At 69.7% G+C, this 17,296-nt stretch carries 20 protein-coding genes; 8 read left to right on the plus strand and 12 right to left on the minus strand.

The features are described 5' to 3' along the window. Positions 1 to 244 precede the first annotated feature (244 nt). Both TSO352_RS22345 and TSO352_RS22350 read right to left on the minus strand, forming a co-directional pair. Positions 245 to 814: a cob(I)yrinic acid a,c-diamide adenosyltransferase gene (locus TSO352_RS22345; protein ID WP_109109410.1), complete on the minus strand. Its 570-nt coding sequence runs from the start codon at positions 812 to 814 to the stop codon at positions 245 to 247. A gap of 8 nt (positions 815 to 822) precedes the next feature. Next, a complete protein-coding gene (locus TSO352_RS22350; RefSeq protein ID WP_109109411.1) occupies positions 823 to 1,017 on the minus strand; it encodes a twin transmembrane helix small protein in 195 nt (64 codons plus the stop codon). 395 nt (positions 1,018 to 1,412) lie between these two features. Here TSO352_RS22350 and TSO352_RS22355 point away from each other — a divergent pair, with 395 nt between their 5' ends. Both TSO352_RS22355 and TSO352_RS22360 read left to right on the plus strand, forming a co-directional pair. Next, positions 1,413 to 2,876, plus strand: a complete 1,464-nt coding sequence (locus tag TSO352_RS22355) for a GH1 family beta-glucosidase (protein ID WP_109109412.1) — start codon at positions 1,413 to 1,415, stop codon at positions 2,874 to 2,876. Between the two features lie 28 nt (positions 2,877 to 2,904). Next, complete coding sequence (locus tag TSO352_RS22360; RefSeq protein WP_109109413.1) at positions 2,905 to 3,324, plus strand: hypothetical protein; 420 nt, start codon at positions 2,905 to 2,907, stop codon at positions 3,322 to 3,324. Positions 3,325 to 3,327: 3 nt separating this feature from the next. Here the strand turns inward: TSO352_RS22360 and TSO352_RS22365 are convergent, their stop codons facing one another. Then, positions 3,328 to 3,588, minus strand: a complete 261-nt coding sequence (locus TSO352_RS22365) for a hypothetical protein (RefSeq protein ID WP_109109414.1) — start codon at positions 3,586 to 3,588, stop codon at positions 3,328 to 3,330. A 237-nt stretch (positions 3,589 to 3,825) separates the two neighbouring features. Between TSO352_RS22365 and TSO352_RS22370 the strand changes: the two genes are divergently transcribed. Continuing rightward, positions 3,826 to 4,764: a peptidoglycan-binding domain-containing protein gene (locus TSO352_RS22370; protein ID WP_109109415.1), complete on the plus strand. Its 939-nt coding sequence runs from the start codon at positions 3,826 to 3,828 to the stop codon at positions 4,762 to 4,764. 6 nt (positions 4,765 to 4,770) lie between these two features. Here the strand turns inward: TSO352_RS22370 and TSO352_RS22375 are convergent, their stop codons facing one another. The 7 genes from TSO352_RS22375 to TSO352_RS22405 all read right to left on the minus strand — a co-directional run bounded on the left by TSO352_RS22375 (position 4,771) and on the right by TSO352_RS22405 (position 11,235). Beyond that, positions 4,771 to 5,013 (minus strand): DUF1178 family protein, encoded by a 243-nt coding sequence (locus TSO352_RS22375; RefSeq protein WP_199231692.1) that lies wholly within the window; start codon positions 5,011 to 5,013, stop codon positions 4,771 to 4,773. Positions 5,014 to 5,107: 94 nt separating this feature from the next. Beyond that, positions 5,108 to 5,788 (minus strand): endonuclease III, encoded by a 681-nt coding sequence (gene nth, locus TSO352_RS22380; protein WP_109109416.1) that lies wholly within the window; start codon positions 5,786 to 5,788, stop codon positions 5,108 to 5,110. A gap of 108 nt (positions 5,789 to 5,896) precedes the next feature. Then, positions 5,897 to 6,715 carry an ATP-binding cassette domain-containing protein gene (locus tag TSO352_RS22385; protein WP_109109417.1) on the minus strand — a complete coding sequence of 273 codons (819 nt, stop codon included), beginning with the start codon at positions 6,713 to 6,715 and terminating at the stop codon, positions 5,897 to 5,899. A gap of 11 nt (positions 6,716 to 6,726) precedes the next feature. Beyond that, on the minus strand, positions 6,727 to 7,503 hold the full coding sequence (locus TSO352_RS22390; protein ID WP_109109418.1) for an ABC transporter permease: 777 nt from the start codon (positions 7,501 to 7,503) through the stop codon (positions 6,727 to 6,729). Between the two features lie 365 nt (positions 7,504 to 7,868). Next, positions 7,869 to 9,005: an alanine racemase gene (gene alr, locus TSO352_RS22395; protein WP_247872311.1), complete on the minus strand. Its 1,137-nt coding sequence runs from the start codon at positions 9,003 to 9,005 to the stop codon at positions 7,869 to 7,871. A 1-nt stretch (position 9,006) separates the two neighbouring features. Next, entirely contained in the window at positions 9,007 to 10,512 is a 1,506-nt protein-coding gene (locus TSO352_RS22400) for a replicative DNA helicase (protein WP_109109419.1), read from the minus strand. 138 nt (positions 10,513 to 10,650) lie between these two features. Further along, on the minus strand, positions 10,651 to 11,235 hold the full coding sequence (locus tag TSO352_RS22405) for a TIGR00730 family Rossman fold protein (protein WP_109109420.1): 585 nt from the start codon (positions 11,233 to 11,235) through the stop codon (positions 10,651 to 10,653). Between the two features lie 158 nt (positions 11,236 to 11,393). Here TSO352_RS22405 and TSO352_RS22410 point away from each other — a divergent pair, with 158 nt between their 5' ends. The 3 genes from TSO352_RS22410 to TSO352_RS22420 all read left to right on the plus strand — a co-directional run bounded on the left by TSO352_RS22410 (position 11,394) and on the right by TSO352_RS22420 (position 13,979). Further along, positions 11,394 to 11,873 (plus strand): cytochrome c, encoded by a 480-nt coding sequence (locus TSO352_RS22410; RefSeq protein ID WP_109109421.1) that lies wholly within the window; start codon positions 11,394 to 11,396, stop codon positions 11,871 to 11,873. Between the two features lie 4 nt (positions 11,874 to 11,877). Further along, positions 11,878 to 12,756, plus strand: coding sequence for a cytochrome c (locus TSO352_RS22415; RefSeq protein ID WP_109109422.1), 879 nt, complete (start codon positions 11,878 to 11,880; stop codon positions 12,754 to 12,756). Between the two features lie 155 nt (positions 12,757 to 12,911). Then, entirely contained in the window at positions 12,912 to 13,979 is a 1,068-nt protein-coding gene (locus tag TSO352_RS22420) for a LysM peptidoglycan-binding domain-containing protein (RefSeq protein ID WP_247872312.1), read from the plus strand. A gap of 21 nt (positions 13,980 to 14,000) precedes the next feature. Here TSO352_RS22420 and TSO352_RS22425 read toward each other — a convergent pair whose 3' ends face one another. Then, on the minus strand, positions 14,001 to 14,414 hold the full coding sequence (locus TSO352_RS22425; RefSeq protein WP_109109424.1) for a hypothetical protein: 414 nt from the start codon (positions 14,412 to 14,414) through the stop codon (positions 14,001 to 14,003). 10 nt (positions 14,415 to 14,424) lie between these two features. Continuing rightward, the gene (gene corA, locus TSO352_RS22430) at positions 14,425 to 15,432 is read right to left on the minus strand and encodes a magnesium/cobalt transporter CorA (RefSeq protein ID WP_109109425.1); all 1,008 of its coding nucleotides are present in this window, start codon (positions 15,430 to 15,432) and stop codon (positions 14,425 to 14,427) included. Between corA and TSO352_RS22435 the strand changes: the two genes are divergently transcribed. After that, complete coding sequence (locus TSO352_RS22435) at positions 15,431 to 16,096, plus strand: hypothetical protein (RefSeq protein ID WP_247872313.1); 666 nt, start codon at positions 15,431 to 15,433, stop codon at positions 16,094 to 16,096. The genes corA and TSO352_RS22435 overlap by 2 nt on opposite strands. A 101-nt stretch (positions 16,097 to 16,197) precedes the next feature. Beyond that, positions 16,198 to 17,124, plus strand: a complete 927-nt coding sequence (gene prs, locus TSO352_RS22440; RefSeq protein WP_109109427.1) for a ribose-phosphate diphosphokinase — start codon at positions 16,198 to 16,200, stop codon at positions 17,122 to 17,124. Positions 17,125 to 17,296 lie beyond the last annotated feature (172 nt).

A 17,296-nucleotide genomic window follows, 5' to 3' on the forward strand; every position in this document is an offset into this window, starting at 1 on the left:
GATCTTCACGTTGTAGTCGACCACTCGCTTAACGGGGACGAGGACTTTCATAACTCACCCTGGCTGCTCTGAGCGCGCCTTTTACGGCGAACACCGCGAAAATTGCTGTGGTTGCGAACGGACCATAGGATCTGGCATTACCACTGTCAATGACGCCCCGAGGTTGGGCGGGAACCGGGTATCGCACTCTTTGGCGCTGCCTCGTCAGCGCTTGCGCGGTGGTCGGGTTCGCGCGGGTGGTCGGTCAGCGGTTGGCACCGGGCACCCACAGCACGTCGTCGGCGCCGTTGCGATTCACCACACGGCTCAGCACGAACAGATGGTCGGACAGCCGGTTGACGTATTTCAGCGCCGCCGGGGTCACCGCTTCGTCGCGGGCGAGGTCGGTCATCAGCCGCTCCGCCCGCCGCACGACGGTGCGGGCCAGATGCAGGTGGGCCGCCGCCGGCGAGCCGCCGGGCAGGATGAAGGAGGTCAGCGGCGCCAGGCCGGCGTTCATCGCGTCGATCTCCGCCTCCAGCCGGTCGACCTGGGCGTCGACGATGCGCAGCGGCGGGTATTTCGGCGCCTCCTCCTCCGGCGTGCAGAGGTCGGCGCCCAGGTCGAACAGGTCGTTCTGAATGCGGCCGAGCATCGCGTCGGCCTCCGGCCACGCCGCGGTGTGGAGACGGGCCATGCCGACGGTGGCGTTCGCCTCGTCCACCGTGCCGTAGGCGGCGACGCGGCGGTCGCCCTTCGGCACCCGGCGCCCGTCGCCGAGCGAGGTTTCCCCGGCGTCGCCGCCGCGCGTGTAGATCTTGGTCAGCTTCACCATGGCGTCGGTCAGCCCCGTGTCAGGATGGCGAGCACGAACAGCAGCAACGCGACGCCCTGCAGCATCACGCGCAGCCGCATCGCCTTGTTGGAGCGCCGCGGGTCGCCGCGGCCGCCGCGGGCCATGAAGAAGAGGCCGACGAACAGCGAGCCGACCACCGTCAGCATCGCCAGGACCATCAGGATGGGGAAAAGGTCTTGCATGGCGTCACTATACCGCAGCGATGACGCCACGCCTACGGCGTCGCTGTCGAATCCTCCGCCGGCGCGACGCTCCCGGTTCCGTCCCGGATTTGCGCGGGTGCGCCGTCAGTGATAGGAATAATAGCCTTTATGTGCCGGGAAAGGGGCCGTCATGCTCGTCATCCGCCGCCGTCCATCCGCCCGCCGGATGAAACAGTGGAACATCGCCCCAAAAGTGTTTCACCGTGTTCCAAACGTTCCATCGGCGCTCACCCTTCCGTTGGATGATCCGGAAAGATATCCGGAGAATCGCCGATGCGGGAAATCCCCCCGTTGCCAAAACCGTTGGTCCGCATAGAGTGCGCGGCGACGGACACCGAAGCGTCGGCTTCGGGATCGGATCGGAGACACGGGCGATGCGGCGGCGGACTTTTCTGAAGACGGCCCTGAAGGCGACGGTGGCGGCGACGGCCGGCACCGGGGCGCTGGCGGCGTTGACCCGCGGTGCCGTGCAGGCGGCTCCCGGCGCCCCCCCGGCCCGGGTCGCCCTTCCCGACGGCTTCCTGTGGGGCTGTTCCACCTCGGCCTACCAGATCGAGGGCGCGGTGACGGAGGACGGGCGCGGACCCAGCGTGTGGGACACCTACAGCCATTCCTTCGGCCGCACCGTCGACGGCGACACCGGCGACATCGCCTGCGACCACTACCACCGCTACGCCGAGGACGTGGAGTTGATGGCGCGGGCCGGCATGCGCGCCTACCGCTTTTCCATCGCCTGGCCGCGGGTGCTGCCGCTGGGGACCGGCACGGTCAACCCCAAGGGACTCGACTTCTATGACCGCCTGACCGACACGCTGCTGGCCCGCGGGATCGAGCCCTGGCCCTGCCTGTTCCACTGGGACCTGCCGCAGGCGCTGCAGGACAAGGGCGGCTGGACCAACCGCGACATCGCCGGCTGGTTCACCGACTACGCGCTGGCGGTGACCGCCCGGCTGGGCGACCGCGCCAAGCACTGGGCCATGCTGAACGAGCCGTCGGTCGTCGCCATCTTCGGCCACGGCACCGGCGGGCACGCGCCGGGGATGACCGGGCGGGTGAACTGCCTGAAGGCGATCCACCACCAGAACCTGGCGCAGGGCACCGCGCTGGCCGCGCTGCGCGCCGCGGGGGCGACGGCGAAGGGCTGGCAGCTCGGCACCGTGCTGTCGCTGCAACCGTCCTGGCCGGTCGGCGGGCTCGACTCGAACTACCCGGCCTCGCTGATGTGGGACGCGGTGTGGAACCGCTCCTGCCTCGACCCGCTGATCAAGGGCCGCTATCCGGAGTTGCTGGAGGCCGACTTCGCCCGCATCATCAAGCCGGACGACCTCGCGCGCATCCGCCAGCCGGTGGATTTCCTCGGCGTCAACTATTACAGCCGCATGCACCAGCAGCCCGACCCGCAGGGGCTGTTCGGCACCGGTTACGGCTCGCCGCCGGAGGGCACGCGCAAGACGGCGATGGACTGGCCGGTGGAGCCCGACGGGCTGGCCGAGATCCTGGTCGAACTGCAGGAAAGCTACGGCAATCCGCCGGTCTACGTGACGGAGAACGGCGCCGACTACCCCGACAGCGTCGGGCCGGGCGGACAGGTCGAGGACGGCGATCGCATCGCCTACCTGCGCGACCACATGCTGGCCGCCGCCAAGGCGATCGACGAGGGCTGCAACGTCAAGGGCTGGATGGTGTGGACGCTGCTGGACAATTTCGAATGGTCGGAAGGCTACCGCCGCCATTTCGGCCTCGTCCAGGTCGATCGCAAGACGCTGGCCCGCAAGCCGAAGGCCAGCTACGACTGGTACGCCTCGGTCATCCGCAACAACGCGGTTCCGCTGGCGTAGGGGCGCCGGTGACGGGTAGACTGCCGCCATGCCCGCCCCCCGCCCGCCCCAACCGACCCGCTACGCCATCCAGAAGGCGCGCGGCAAGGGATGGAAGACGCTGGAGGTCGGCGACGGGCTGCCGCAGGCCAAGGCGCGCTTCGACCAGATGGTCGGCGTCAACCCGCGCGCCTATTTCCGGCTGATCCAGCTCGATTACAACGCCGACTCCGGCTACGAGGGGATGGAGTTCAACTGGACGCTGATCGAGCTGTATGACCCGACCAGGGGCGGCGGCATCCGGCCGGCCCCCCGGCCCGGGAAGGCCCCCAAGGCGCCGCCCAGGCCGGACGCCAAGCCGAAGGCGAAGGAAGCGGTCGCCCTGCCGCTGCGCGTCTATTTTGCGGTGATCCTCATCGGCACGCTGGCCGGGGTTCTGACCTACCTGCACCTGGCCGGCGGGCGGTGACCGTCACTCCGTGCCGTAGCCCTTGCGCCGCATGCATTGGCTGAAGATTTCCTTGCGATAGCCGAACTGCGGCGTCTCCGGCAGCGGGCGCAGCGGGTAGCCGCGCAGCCGCATGGTGTTGTCCACCTGCTCGGTGCATTCGTCGTAGGCGATGGTCGGCACGGCCTCGCCCGCCGTCCACTCGCGGTAGGACGGCGCGCTGCCGCAACCCGCCAGCAGCGTTGCGGTCGCGAGCGCCAGCCCGGCGATCCTGAATCCGGTCATGGGTTGCGTCCCCTTCTGCTGCCCCCGAATTGACGGTAGCACGGCCGGACCCATCTCATCCATTTTCGGAGCCTGTTTTTCGAGCGCGCCTTTTCGGCAACGCTGCGCCGGGGACAACGCAGACGCACAAAAATCGCCACCGGAAAAGGGCCGCAATCTGGTAACACGGTTGCAGCCCCTGATCGGGGTGTGTCGTGGCTCTGAAGTTGGTCGGGCGTCACGGACGGAGGGATAGGCATGTCTGGGAATTCGCGGCGGGCGCCGGGTGGCGCCGCTGTGGCGGCTGTGGCGGTGATCGTGTCGGCGCTGGCGGTGGGCGCACCGGGGGCGGCCTGGGCTCAATCGGCGGCGGCCGACATCCAATGGGCGCAGACCATCCTGAAGGAAAAGGGCTACGACATCGGCGGCCGCGCCAAGGGCCAGATGACGCCGGAGACGCGCTCCGCCCTCAGCGCCTACCAGAAGTCGGTCGGCCTGCCCGCCACCGGCAATCTCGACCAGGCCACCGTCGCCAAGCTGATGGGCGAGCGGGAGAAGAAGGCTTCCCCGACCATGGGCAGCCTGTCCAAGAGCCAGATCGGCCAGACCCGCCACGACAAGGAGGTGGTGCCGCGCGCCGCCCCGACCGGCCGGGTCGATGCCGGCAACGAGAGCGTCGGCGGCATGGCGCAGTTTGGCGGAGCGCCGGTGTCCTCGTCGTCCTCATCCTCATCCAGTTCGGCCAGCCACAGCGCGCCGGCGCCCTCCGCGGCACCGGCGGCCCGCCCGGCAACTGCCGCCGCGGCATTGAGCGCTTCTGTCCCGGCCGCCACGCGCCCGGCGACCGGCGCGTCCGACGGGCCGGTCCCCCAGGCGGCGCCCCGTGGGGCTGTCGCGGCGGCTGCCCCCGATGGCCAAACGGTTCCGGTCGAGGAGCCGGTGGCGGTGGGCGGCGGCCCGTCGGTCTGGCAGTCCAACGCCGCGCGGGCCGGGGTCGCAGGATTGATCGCCGCGACGCTGGGCGGCATCGGCTTTGCCTGGTGGCGCAGCGGCCGGGGCGTCGATCCGATCCGTGGTGCTCCCGCCGGCGATGACCGGCCGCGCGAGAACCGCGTCGAGCCGAGCTTCGGCACCCCCCGCCGGCGCGAGGAGTTGACGCCGGGGCCGCGGCTGACCGCCGAGGCGCGCCGGCGGTAACACCGCTCACATCATCGACATCATCGGACAGCCGCCCCCGCCGCCGCAGCCTCCCGGCGCGCAGGCGGGGGCCGGCGGGGCGGCCTGGGTCTTGCCGACGCGGGGCGCCATGATCGCCTTGGCGACGTCGGTGCCGTTGCAGGACGGGCAGGCGATGCCGGCGGATTTCTTGGTGTCGTAGTCGGCCATGTTGTCGAACCACTGGTCGAACTCATGGCCGCAGGCGCAACGCAGGGCATAGACGATCATCGCGGAGCCTTGGAAAGCGGAACGGTGGCGTCCTTCTAGCCGTCCCGCCGCCGCCTCGCCAGGATCTGCGTCAATGCGTCGCTGACGGTTCCACTCACCGGTGGTCGGTAACACCGACCCGCGCGCACATCGACAGCAGCGGGCAGGTCGAGCAGCGTGGCCGGATGCCGGTGCAGATCCATTTGCCGAAAGGCACCAGCCGTTCGTTGATCTCCACCCAATAGCGTTTCGGCAGCACCGCCAGCAGGGCCGCCATCGTCTTTTCCGGGGTCGGTGCGGCGACGTAGCCCCAGCGGTTGGTGACGCGGTGGACATGGACGTCGACCGCCAGCGCCGGAATGTCGAAGCCGACCGCCAGCGTCAGCGCTGCGATCTTCGGCCCGACCCCGTGGAACCGCATCAGGGCGTCTGGGGTGTCGGGCACCTCACTGCCATGCTCGTCCCGGATGCGGCGGGAGAGGGCGAGGATGTCGCGCGCCTTCGGCTCGGGAAAGGTGGCGCCGCGCAGCAGCCCGACCAGCCGGTCCTCCGCCAGGGCCGCCATCGTCGCCGGGGTACGGGCGACGGCGAACAGCCGCTCGCACACCACCAGGGTCGTCTCGTCGCGGGTGCGGGCGGAGATCAGGCTCGCCACCAGCTGTTCGAAGGGCGAGGCGTAGCCGCGGTCCCGCAGATCGAACATCGCCGCCTTCGGATAGCCGGCGACCGCCAGGCGCAGACGGCGAAAGGCCTCGTCGATGTCGAAGGCCTGGGACGTCGCGGGGTGCGAACTCAAGGGCGGCTCTCCGGACACGGGGGCGCGGGATACGGGCGTATGGCTGAGCAACACCGGCCCCCCGCCTCCGTTCCACCGCGGCCTTGTCCGTACGGTGGAAAACCGGACCTACAGCGCCTTGATCTGCATCTTGATCGGTCCGTCGGCCCGGCCGTGGACGAACTGGTCGACATAGGCATTGCCGGAATTGTCGATGTCGCGGGCGTGGCCGGTCCAGATGATGCGGCCCTGGTAGATCATGGCGATGCGATCGGCGATCTTGCGGGCCGAGGCCATGTCGTGGGTGATGGTGACCGCGGTGGCGCCGAGGTCCTTCACGCACTGCACGATCAGCTCGTTGATGACGTCGGCCATAATCGGGTCGAGGCCGGTCGTTGGTTCGTCGAAGAAGATGATTTCCGGCTCGTCGGCGATGGCACGGGCCAGAGCGACGCGCTTCTGCATGCCGCCCGACAGCTCCGCCGGCGACAGCTCCGCCACGTCGGGGGTGAGGCCGACGGCGCCCAGCTTGGCGATGGCGATCTCCTTGGCCTTGGCGCGCGGCATGTGCTCGCCCTGGATCAGGCCGAAAGCGACGTTCTCCCACACCGGCAGGCTGTCGAACAGGGCGGCGCCCTGGAACAGCATGCCGAACTTGTGCAGCAGCTTCTCCCGGTCGCGCGAGCGCAGCCTGGTCGTCTCTTCCCCATCGACCTTGATCGAGCCGGAGTCGGGTGTCAGCAGGCCGAGGATGCTCTTCAGCATCACCGACTTGCCGGTACCCGACCCGCCGATGACGACCAGCGACTCGCCGCGGCCGACCTCCAGGTCGATGCCGTTCAGCACCTTCTTGTGGCCGAAATGCTTGGTGACGCCCTTGAGCGCGATCTTGGGGACCGTGGCGGGCGGAACGGCATTGGATGAAACGGCGGCGGGCGGAACGGTCATGGCAATGGCGCTCACTTCGTCGAGAAGAAGATGCCGGTGATCAGGTAGTTCCACACCAGAATCATGATGGAGGCCGACACCACCGCGTTGGTGGTCGCCGCGCCGACGCCCTGGGCGCCGCCCTTGGAGTGGTAGCCGTGGTAGCAGCCCATCAGCGCGATCAGGAAACCGAAGATCGCCGCCTTCACCAGACCGGAGATGACGTCGATCGGGTGGAGGAATTCCCAGGTGCGGTTGATGTAGCTGGCGGCGTTGAAGTCCAGCCGGTAGACGCCGACCAGGAAGCCGCCGAACACGCCGATGATGTCGGCGACCACCACCAGCAGCGGCACCATGGTCAGGCCGGCGATCAGCCGCGGCGCCACCAGATACTTGTAGGGATTGGTCGACAGGGTCGACAGGGCATCGATCTGCTCGGTCACCCGCATGGTGCCGATCTCGGCCGCCATGGCGGCGCCGATGCGTCCCGCGACCATCAGGCCGGCCAGCACCGGCCCCAGCTCGCGCGTGATCGACAGCACCACCACGGTGGCGATGGCGCCCTCCGCCTGGAAGCGGGAGAAGCCGCTGTAGCTCTGCAGCGCCAGCACCATGCCGGTGAACAGCGCCGTCAACCCGACCACCGGCAGCGAGTAATAGCCGATGTCGATCATCTGCCGCAGGATCTGCCGGGGGTAGAGCGGCGGGCGCACGCAGTGCGACAGCGCGGACCCGGTGAACAGGGCAAGGCGTCCGGTCGCTTCCAGGAAGATCAGGAAGGCCCGGCCGGTGGCGGCGAGGAAACCCATCAGTCGGCCCGCATCCTAGTTTGTGTCTCGTTTGGGCGATGCGGTCATAGCACCGATAGGCCTTGCGGTCATCCTTGGACTTCGCAATGGCAGGGCATGTCAGTCAAACGCCCGGCATCGTAGCCGGCGACGGCTCCCCCTTCCCCGACGCGGTGGAATGGAACGTTTGAAACAGGTTTGGCGTTCTGTTCCATTGTTCCATCCGCCGGACCGGCGTCCATGAGCCACTGCGTGTCGGAACGGGTGGGGCATGCGGACGCCTTTGCGGTCGAGGACAGGACGTGTCTTCCTACCACGGGCGCGAGGCGTGGTTAACACCGGGGTGAAAACCGGTGCCTTCCGGAAACCGACAGACCGATGGACGGTCACCCGCCGAGATAGATCCGGTGGTAACGCCGGCCGAGCGAGGTCAGGATTTCGTAGCCGATGGTCCCACCTTCCGCCGCGACCTGGTCGACCGGGCGGTGGGGGCCGATCAGCTCGACCAGTCGGCCGGGCTGCGCCGCCGATTCGGGCAGGCCGGTGACGTCGATGGTGATCAGGTCCATGGAGATGCGGCCGACGATCGGCGCCGCCACGCCATCGACGATGATGTGCCCCTTGCCGCCCAGCGAGCGCATGTAGCCGTCGGCGTAACCGACGCCGATGGTGGCGATCCGCGCCGGTCCCGTGAGCCTGTGGGCGGCGCCATAGCCGACCGTCATCGGCGGGGCGCAGTGCCGCACCTGCAACAGCCGGGCGTCCAGCCGCACCGTGTCCCGCATCGGGTTGGCGAGGTGCGGCGTCGGGTTGACGCCGTAGAGCGCGCAGCCCGGCCGGGCGAGGTCGAAGTGATGGTCCTTGCCGTGGAAGATGCCCGACGAATTGGCGAAGCTGGCCTTCGCTTTGGGCAGCCGGGCCAGCGCCGCACGGAAGCGGTCGCGCTGCTCCGCCGTCATCGGCTGGTCGAACTCGTCGGCGCAGGCGAGGTGGGTCATCCAGTAACGGACGTCGATGCCCTCCAGCCACTCCGGATGGGCGGCCAGAGCGTCCAGCTCGTCGGGGCCGAGGCCCAGGCGGTTCATGCCGGTGTCGATGTGGATCACCGCCGGCAGCACCTCGCCCCGCGACGCGGCGACGTCCCGCCAGGCCGCGATCTCGCCCAGATGGTTCAGCACCGGCAGGATGCGGTTGGCGAGGAAGTCGCCCGCGCAGCCGGCCGGCAGGCCGCCGAGCGAGAAGATTTGCGCGTCCGGGGCGACCGGCTCCAGCGCCCGGCGGACGGCCAGCGCCTCCTCGAGCTGGGCGACGACGAAGGTCCGGCAGCCGGCAGCGGCCAGCGCCGGGACGATGCGCGGCACGCCTAGCCCATAGGCGTCGGCCTTGACCACCGCCGAGCATTCGGCGGGGGCGACGCGGTCGCGCAGCTGGGTCCAGTTGGCGACGACGGCGCCGAGATCCACGGTGAGGATCGCGCCGGCGCGCGGGTTCGGGTCGGTCACGGACACAATGTTGCCAGACACCTTATTCGTCACCCTGATGGTGTTGGTCGAGATCGCCGAACTTGGTGAACTGGCCGTCGAAGTAGAGACGCACGGTTCCGATCGGACCATGGCGCTGCTTGGCGATGATCACCTCGGCGGTGTTGTGCACCTCGCCGAGGCGCTGCTGCCAGCGCTGGTAGCGGTCATTGAACTTGTCGTCGCTCTCGTCCGGCCGGCGCGACGGCTCGGCGCGCTCAAGATAATACTGTTCGCGGAAAACGAACATCACGACGTCGGCGTCCTGCTCGATCGAGCCCGATTCGCGCAGGTCGGCGAGCTGCGGCCGCTTGTCCTCGCGCAGTTCAACCGCGCGGCTCAACTGCGACAGCGCCACGACGGGGACGTCGAGTTCCTTGGCGATCGCCTTCAGGCCGCGGGTGATCTCCGAGATTTCCTGCACCCGGTTCTCGGCCCCGCGCGCCGACGAGCCGCGCAACAACTGCAGGTAGTCAACCACCACCATGCTGAGGCCCGAGGTGCGTTTCAGCCGGCGGCAGCGCGTGCGCACCGCGGCGACCGACAGCGCCGGGGTGTCGTCGACGTAGAAGGGGCAGCGCGCCAGATCCTGGCTGGCCTGGACGAATTTCGGGAAGTCGGTGTCGCGGATCTCGCCGCGCCGGATCTTGTCGCCGGGCACCTGCACCTCGTCGGCGAGGATACGGGTGGCGAGCTGTTCGGCCGACATTTCCAGCGAGAAGAAGCCGACGACGCCGCCTTCCTGGCCGCTGGAGCGCATGTGCGCCTTGGCGGCGTTGAAGGCGATGTTGGTCGCCAGCGCCGTCTTGCCCATCGAGGGACGGCCGGCGAGGATGATCAGGTCCGACGGGTGCAGGCCGCCCAGCTTGCGGTCGATGTCGATCAGGCCGGTGGTGACGCCGGTGACGTGGCTGGAGCGGCGGAAGGCCGCCTCCGCCGTGGTGATGGCGTGCTTGACCGACTCGCCGAACGCCACGAAGCCGCCCTGCACGTCGCCGGTGGAGGCGAGGTCGAACAGCTGCTTTTCCGCCTCGCCGATCTGGTCGAGCGCGGTGATGTCGAGGTCGTGGCGGTACGCCTCGTTCACCATGTCGGTGCCGACCTCGATCAGCTGCCGGCGGATGAACAGGTCGTGGATGGTCTTGCCGTAATCGGCGGCGTTGACCACGGTGACGACGTTGGCCGCCAGCTCCGCCAGATAGGCGCTGCCGCCTTCGACCGCCAGTTCGGGGTCGTTGTCGAACAGCGACTTCAGCGTCACCGGGTTGGCGATCTGGCCGCGGTCGATCATCTTGTTGATCGCCGCGAAGATCCGCTGGTGCGCCGGGTCGTAGAAATGCTCCGGCCGCAGGAACTCGCCGACCTTCTCGTAGGCCTTGTTGTTGACCAGGATCGCGCCCAGCAGCGCCTGCTCCGCCTCCTCGTTGTTGGGGGGCGTGCGGTACTCGGCCGTCGGCTTGACCGCGGCGGAGGGGCGGGGATCGAACAGCGATGAGGTCTGGTTGCTCATGGGGGACACAATAGCAGAAACGGAACGGGAACGCTCGGTGAAGGGCGGGGGATCCTCCACAAAAGCTGTGCACAGAAGTTATCCACAGGCTGAGAAGTTTGGGGATAACGCCGGCGGGGCCTTACGGCCCCACGGCCCTCACAGCTTCTTCGGCTGGTCGGGCCGGCTCGCGCCGGGCATCGTCTCCAGCGCCTCGAACACGCCGTCGATCTGGTCGGCGACGCGATAGAGCGTGCTGCGGTCGATGCGGGCGAAGCCCTGCGCCACCATGTGGTCGATCAGCCCGAGCAGCGGGCGCCAGTAGCCGTCGACATCGGCGAAGACGATCGGCTTGTCGTGCAGCTGCAACTGCCGCCAGGTCAGGATCTCGAACGCCTCGTCCAGCGTGCCCAGGCCGCCGGGCAGGATGACGAAGGCGTCGGACCGCTCCACCATCATGCGCTTGCGGGTGTGCATGCTGTCGACGACGTGCAGTTCGGTCAGGCCGGTGTGCTCGACCTCCGCCGACTGGATGTGTTCGGGGATGATGCCGACCACCTCGCCGCCGGCCGCCAGCGCGGCGTCGGCGGCGATGCCCATCAGCCCGACCCGGCCGCCGCCGTAGATCATCCGTATGCCGCGCCGCGCCAGCCCGTCGCCCAGCGCGTGGGCGGCTTCCTTGTGGACATCGGCGACGCGGCTGGAGGCGCCGCAATAGACGCAGACGGACGACAGGGTCTTCATCGCGGGTCAACCTTTCTCGCCCCCGCCATGGGCCGACAGGGGGCCGGGCAGGGGGCAGTAAAAAATCCTGGTGAGCACCATGGAATATCGGGCGGGCCCGGCGCGTCAACAGCGGCACAGGCTCCGTTCAAGACCATGGCATCATCGGGAGGGACCACATGAGCAACCGCGTCGTCAATGTCCTTGCGGCGGCATCCGTCGCCGGCATGCTGTTCGCCACCTTCGGCTTGTCGGCCGCCGGCGCCGCCGATCCGGCCGAGCAGGTGAAGGACCGCCAGCAGACGATGAAGAAACTGGGTGGCGGCATGGGCGCCGTCGCCAAATACGTGAAGAACGAGGGCGCCACCGCCGAGGACGCGGCCAAGGGGGTGGCGACCGTGCTGGCGGTGTCCAAGATGGACCCCAAGGCCATCTTCCCCGAGGGCACCGCCGTCGGCGTCGCCGACAGCGCCGCCAAGCCGGAGCTGTGGAAGGACTGGAACGACACGCAGAAGCGCTGGGCGGCGGTGCAGCCGGCGGCCACGCAGCTCGAAGCGGCGATCAAGGGCGGCGACCGCGCCCAGATCGCCCAGGCCCTGGGGGCGACCTCCAAGACCTGCGGCGGCTGCCACGAGGACTTCCGCGTCAAGAAGAACTGACGCGATGCGGCGTGTCCTGCTCCGCGCCGCGCTGACGCTGCCGCTCGCCCTGGCGGGCGGCGGCGCTTCGGCGGCCGATCCGGCCCCACCCGCCGACGCGGCGGCGCGCGGCGCCTACATCTTCCAGGCGGCGGGCTGCCTGGGCTGCCACACCGACGAGAAGGCGGGCGGGGCGCCGCTGGCCGGCGGCCGGGCGCTGGTCACGCCCTTCGGCACCTTCTACACGCCGAACATCACGCCGGACCCGGTCAACGGCATCGGGCGCTGGACCGACGCCGACTTCGTCCGCGCCTTCCGCGAGGGCAAGCGGCCGGACGGCGCCGCCCTGTTCCCGGCCTTTCCCTACGCCAGCTACACGCGGATGACCGACCGCGACCTGCTGGACCTGAAGGCGTTCCTGGCCACCCAGCCGGCGGTGTCCGCCCCCAACAAGCCGCACGACCTGACGCCGCCCTTCTCCTGGCGGTTCCTGGTGCCGGCCTGGCAATGGCTGTACCTGACGCCCGGCCCGGTGCCGGACGACCCGGCCAAGCCGCCGGCGTGGAACCGCGGGCGCTATCTGGTCGACGCGCTCGGCCATTGCGGGGAGTGCCACACGCCGCGCAGCGTCCTGGGCGGCATGGACGGCGACCGCTATCTGGCCGGCAATCCCGACGGCCCCGACAAGGACAAGGTGCCGAACATCACCAGCACCAAAGGCAAGGGCATCGGCGACCTGTCGGACGGCGACCTGACGCTGCTGCTGGAAACCGGGCTGACCCCGGACGGCGACGTCGTCGGCGGCGCCATGGGCGAGGTGGTGCGCAACAGCACCTCCAAGCTGACCGCCGCGGACCGTGCCGCCATCGCCGCCTACCTGAAGACGGTGCCGGCGAAGAACTGAGCCGGCCCGGCCCATCCGATGGGGCAGTCCGCCGCTTACGGCGGATGGTGTTGATCCAACGGCACCATTCTTTTGGGACCTGTCCTTCTGCTATACTCGATCATCCTGCCGTGGTGGTGGGCCGCCGGATGGGTGCTCAGGTGAAACGAAACGCGTTGTTCGCAGCTTTGGGCGCGGCCCTGATCGCCGGGGCTGCGGGGGTTGCGCTGTGGCCGGCCGGGGCGCCGGGACCGGTTCCCGCCACGCCGACCGCGGCGACACCGACCCAGGCGCCGCCGGTTGCCGCCGCCCAACCCGCGGCCGCCGCGCCCTCCGCGCCAGCGCCCTCCACACCGGCGGCGCCCAGCTTCGACGTGGTGCGGGTGGCGCCGGACGGGGCGACGGTGTTGGCCGGCCGCGCCGCTCCGGGGGCGGAGGTGACGGTGACCGACGGCGGCACGCCGGTCGCCTCGGCCAAGGCCGACACGCGCGGCGAGTGGGTGATGCTGCCCGACAAGCCGCTGCCGCCCGGCACCCGCGAACTGGCCCTCAGCGAAACCCGCCCCGGCTCCTCCTCCGCGGTCCCGGCGGACAAGGTGGTCGTGGTGATGGTCCCCGACCCGCCGAGGGCCAGCGCCGGCGCGGGCGTTGCCGCCGCGGCCGTCCCAGCCGCGGAACCGGCCGCCGTCGCCGTGGCGGTGCCGCGCGACGGTCTGGTGGGGGCCAACCCGGCGATGGGCGGCAGTTCGGTGTTGCAGGCGCCGCCGGTGCCGGCCCAGGGCGCGCCCGCCCCGCCGGGCGGCGTCACGGTCGACACGATGGACTACGACCCGGCCGGCCGGGTGGCGCTCGGCGGGCGGGCGGCGCCCAACAGCGCGGTGCAGCTCTATCTGGACAACATCCTGGTCGGCAGCGCCCACACCGACCCCAAGGGCAACTGGCGCCTGCTGCCGGAAAAGCTGATCGACCCCGGCGTCTACACCCTGCGGGCCGACCAGATCACGCTGGCCGGCAAGGTCGTCGCCCGCGCCGAACTGCCGGTGCAGGTGTCGGCGATGCCGGCCGACATGACCGACGGCCACAGCGTCGTCGTCCAGCCCGGCAACAGCCTGTGGCGCCTGGCCCGCCGCACCTACGGCGACGGCATGCTCTACACCACCATCTACACCGCCAACCGCGACCAGATCCGCTCGCCGGACCTGATCTACCCGGGCCAGATCTTCGCGCTGCCGCAGGTGAACTGAGCGGCGGCGCGTCGGCCGGGATCAGTCCGGCGGCACCCGGCCGATCGCCGCCCAGCCCAGCGGGCTCAGGCGCAGCAGCTCCGGCCCTTCCCCGGCCGGGTTGGGGTCCAGCGTCACCAGCTCCCGATTCTCGAACCATGCCCAGCGCGTCACCTCGGCGGTGGTGCCGGGCCAGCCGTCGGCCAGCCGTTTCAGCATCTCCAGGTCGGCCGCGGCGATGGGGAATTTCGGCCCGGCCACCCGCGGCCTCGCGGCCGGCGCCGGGGCGGGGTTTTCGACCGGCGGCGGCGGCGGGGCCGGCTGCCCGGCATGGGCTCGGATCCAGTCGGTCTGGTAGGCGCGCAGGGACTGCTCCAGCTCCGTACGCGTCGCCTCGACCGGGCAGCGGGTGTACGTGTCGAGCAGGGCGTACAGCCTGTCCTTCGGGTCGCTCATCGTCTCACCTTCAAAGCCATCCAGTCCGGCGGAAGCGGACGTACAGTGCGACGCAGGTCACGGCGATCGCCGCCAGCACCGCCGGGTAGCCGTAGCGCCAGTGAAGCTCCGGCATATGCTCGAAGTTCATGCCGTACAGGCCGGCGATGGCCGTCGGCACGGCGAGGATGGCGGCCCAGGCGGCCAGCTTGCGCGTCACGTCGTTCTGCCGCGCGGCGGCCAGGATCATACTGGTTTCGAAGGCGAAGGACAGCACCTCGCGCAGCGAGCCGATCTGCTCGTTGACGCGGATCACATGGTCGTGGACGTCGCGGTAGTAGGGGCGGATGACCGGGTCGATGATCGGCAGCTCGAAGCGTTCCAGCCGGGAACAGACCTCCAGCAGCGGCGAGGCGTTGCGGCGCAGCCGTTCCAGATCACGGCGCAACTGGTGGATGCGCTCGATCTCCGCCGTGCCGGGCGGCCGGACGATCAGCATGGCGTCCAGCTCGTCGACCAGCCCGGCCATCTGCTCCAGCACCGGGAAGTAGCAGTCCACCACATAGTCCATGATGGTGTAGACGACGAAGTCCTCGCCGTGCTTCAGCAGATGCGGCGCGCTTTCGCAGCGTGCCCGCACCGGCGAATAGCTGCTGGACGCCCCATGCCGCACGGTGACGACATAGCCGCGTCCGGCGAAGACATGGGTTTCACCCAGAACCAGCGCGTCATTCTCCAGCCGGGCGGTGCGCAGGACCATGAACAGGCTGTCGCCATAGACTTCGATCTTCGGCCGCTGGTGGGCGTGCAGCGCGTCTTCCACCGCCAGTTCGTGCAGGCCGAACTGGCGCTTCACCTCCATCAGCAGCGCCTCGTCGGGCTCCCACAACCCGATCCAGACGAAGGCGCCCTCCTTGGCGGCCCAGGCCCCGGCCTCGGTGATGGCCACGTCGGCGACTCGCCGACCGTCGCGGTAGACGGCGCTGGCCACCACGGCGTCGGGGTTGGCGATCGGCTCGGGGGAAGGGGGCAGCGGCATGACAGGGGAACCCGGCGGAGGACGGCGAGGAGCCGGCACTCTAAAGAGGTTCTCCGGCAGCGTCGACGAATCCGGCATCGCCCGCCGGGCGGACCGGCCGCGCCGCGCGTTGTGCCTGCGGGTGGCGGCGCGGCAGGAGGACAGGGTGAACGGCATGTTCCAATCGGCATCACGCGGCATGTACAGGCTGGCGGCGGCGACGCTGACCCTGTTCGCCCTGCTGTTCATCGGCCTGTCGGCGCTGACGGTGGTCGAGGGGATGGTGGCGCTCGACGCGGCCACCCTGACCGCGGCGATGCTGGACGGGGTCGGGATGATCGTGCTGGCCATCGCCGTGTTCGAGATCGCCAAGTATCTCTACGAGGAGGAGATCGCCCGCGACCGCGAACTGCGCCGCGCCGACGAGGCCCGCCGCACCCTGACCAAGTTCCTGACCACCATCATCATCGCCTCCAGCCTGGAGGGGTTGGTGCTGGTGTTCGAGGCGCGGACGTCGGAGATCTCCGCCATCGTCTATCCGGCGCTGCTGCTGGCGGTGGTGGTGCTGATGGTGGTCGGGCTGGGCGCCTTCCAGTGGATGGCCCGCCGCGCCGAAAGCATCCGCATCGATCCGCGCGCCTCCGAGGCCGACGAGGCGGAGCAGGACAAGCGCTCGCACCCCTAGGACGGATGAACGCCGCCGCTTCGGCCTTTTGCCATGATTGACCCGGCCGCGCGTCCTGCGCCAAGCTTGCCACCGTCCAAGGTGGTGCAGGGAGACCGGGCATGGCCCGCAATACGGGCGATCACACGGGTGCCGGCTATACGGCGGTCTACGGCTTTCCGGAATCGGCGGACGCGGCGCGGCGGCTGGCGCAGGCGCTGGACATCCCCTGCCACATCGCCGAGCTGCACCGTTTCCCGGACGGCGAAAGCCTGGTGCGGCTGCCGGAACCGGTGGAGCGCGCCATCGTCTACCGCTCGCTCGACCGGCCGAACGACAAGCTGGTGGAACTGACGCTCGCCGCCTCGGTCCTGCGCCGGCAGGGGGCGACCGACCTCTGCCTCGTGGCGCCCTACATGGCCTACATGCGCCAGGACGCTGTCTTCAAGCCGGGCGAGCCGGTCAGCCAGACGGTGGTCGGCGACTGGCTCGGCCGCTGCTTCGACCGCTTCGTCTGCGTCGAACCGCATCTGCACCGCACCCACACGCTGGACGAGGTGTTCGTCGGCCGCCCCGCCATCGCGCTGGGCGGGGCCGCTCCGATCGTTGAACGCCTGCGGGCGGAGCGGGTGTCGCCCAAGACCGTGATCGTCGGCCCCGATGAGGAGGCGGCGCCGCTGGTCGAGTCGGTGGCCGGACCGCTCGGCCTCACCGGCATCGTCGGCCGCAAGGAAAGGCGCGGCGATCATGACGTCACCGTGGCGCTGCCGCCCGACGCCCCGCTGTCGGGCCGGCCGGTGGTGATCGTCGACGACGTCATCAGTTCGGGCGAAACGATCTTCTCCTGCGCGCGGGCGGCGCGGGCGCTGGGTGCCGGCAGCCTGCGGGTGTTCGGCGTCCACGCCCTGTTCGGCGACGTCGCCGCGGCGCGTTTCGCCGCGGAGGGGCTGGGGCAACCGCTGTCGTGCGACGGCGTGCCGCATGCCTCCAACGCCCTGCCGCTCAGCGGGCTGATCGCCGACGCCATCCGTTCGTTTGTTGCCGCATGACGGGCGGACGCGCCAGAGTCCGGTAAAACCCACGCCTTCTGGCGCAAGATTGAAAGGGCGGGTGCTCCGAACATTGCACCCGCCCTTTCTTTCATTTCCCCCGCCCCATCGATCCCTTGCATTGCGTTTGATGATAATTTTGTATAACCAAAGGCTAATAGAAACGACGCAC

It is taken from the genome of Azospirillum sp. TSO35-2, from assembly GCF_003116095.1.
Lineage (GTDB): Bacteria > Pseudomonadota > Alphaproteobacteria > Azospirillales > Azospirillaceae > Azospirillum.

Coding starts and splice junctions, on each gene's coding strand:
- corA (WP_109109425.1), bottom strand. CDS start 15,432: ATGCCGCTGCCCCCTTCCCCCGAGCCGATCGCCAACCCCGACGCCGTG.
- TSO352_RS22345 (WP_109109410.1), bottom strand. CDS start 814: ATGGTGAAGCTGACCAAGATCTACACGCGCGGCGGCGACGCCGGGGAA.
- TSO352_RS22425 (WP_109109424.1), bottom strand. CDS start 14,414: ATGAGCGACCCGAAGGACAGGCTGTACGCCCTGCTCGACACGTACACC.
- TSO352_RS22410 (WP_109109421.1), top strand. CDS start 11,394: ATGAGCAACCGCGTCGTCAATGTCCTTGCGGCGGCATCCGTCGCCGGC.
- TSO352_RS22365 (WP_109109414.1), bottom strand. CDS start 3,588: ATGACCGGATTCAGGATCGCCGGGCTGGCGCTCGCGACCGCAACGCTG.
- TSO352_RS22355 (WP_109109412.1), top strand. CDS start 1,413: ATGCGGCGGCGGACTTTTCTGAAGACGGCCCTGAAGGCGACGGTGGCG.
- TSO352_RS22370 (WP_109109415.1), top strand. CDS start 3,826: ATGTCTGGGAATTCGCGGCGGGCGCCGGGTGGCGCCGCTGTGGCGGCT.
- TSO352_RS22350 (WP_109109411.1), bottom strand. CDS start 1,017: ATGCAAGACCTTTTCCCCATCCTGATGGTCCTGGCGATGCTGACGGTG.
- prs (WP_109109427.1), top strand. CDS start 16,198: ATGGCCCGCAATACGGGCGATCACACGGGTGCCGGCTATACGGCGGTC.
- TSO352_RS22375 (WP_199231692.1), bottom strand. CDS start 5,013: ATGATCGTCTATGCCCTGCGTTGCGCCTGCGGCCATGAGTTCGACCAG.
- TSO352_RS22385 (WP_109109417.1), bottom strand. CDS start 6,715: ATGACCGTTCCGCCCGCCGCCGTTTCATCCAATGCCGTTCCGCCCGCC.
- TSO352_RS22435 (WP_247872313.1), top strand. CDS start 15,431: ATGACAGGGGAACCCGGCGGAGGACGGCGAGGAGCCGGCACTCTAAAG.
- TSO352_RS22400 (WP_109109419.1), bottom strand. CDS start 10,512: ATGAGCAACCAGACCTCATCGCTGTTCGATCCCCGCCCCTCCGCCGCG.
- TSO352_RS22360 (WP_109109413.1), top strand. CDS start 2,905: ATGCCCGCCCCCCGCCCGCCCCAACCGACCCGCTACGCCATCCAGAAG.
- TSO352_RS22390 (WP_109109418.1), bottom strand. CDS start 7,503: ATGGGTTTCCTCGCCGCCACCGGCCGGGCCTTCCTGATCTTCCTGGAA.
- TSO352_RS22415 (WP_109109422.1), top strand. CDS start 11,878: ATGCGGCGTGTCCTGCTCCGCGCCGCGCTGACGCTGCCGCTCGCCCTG.
- TSO352_RS22405 (WP_109109420.1), bottom strand. CDS start 11,235: ATGAAGACCCTGTCGTCCGTCTGCGTCTATTGCGGCGCCTCCAGCCGC.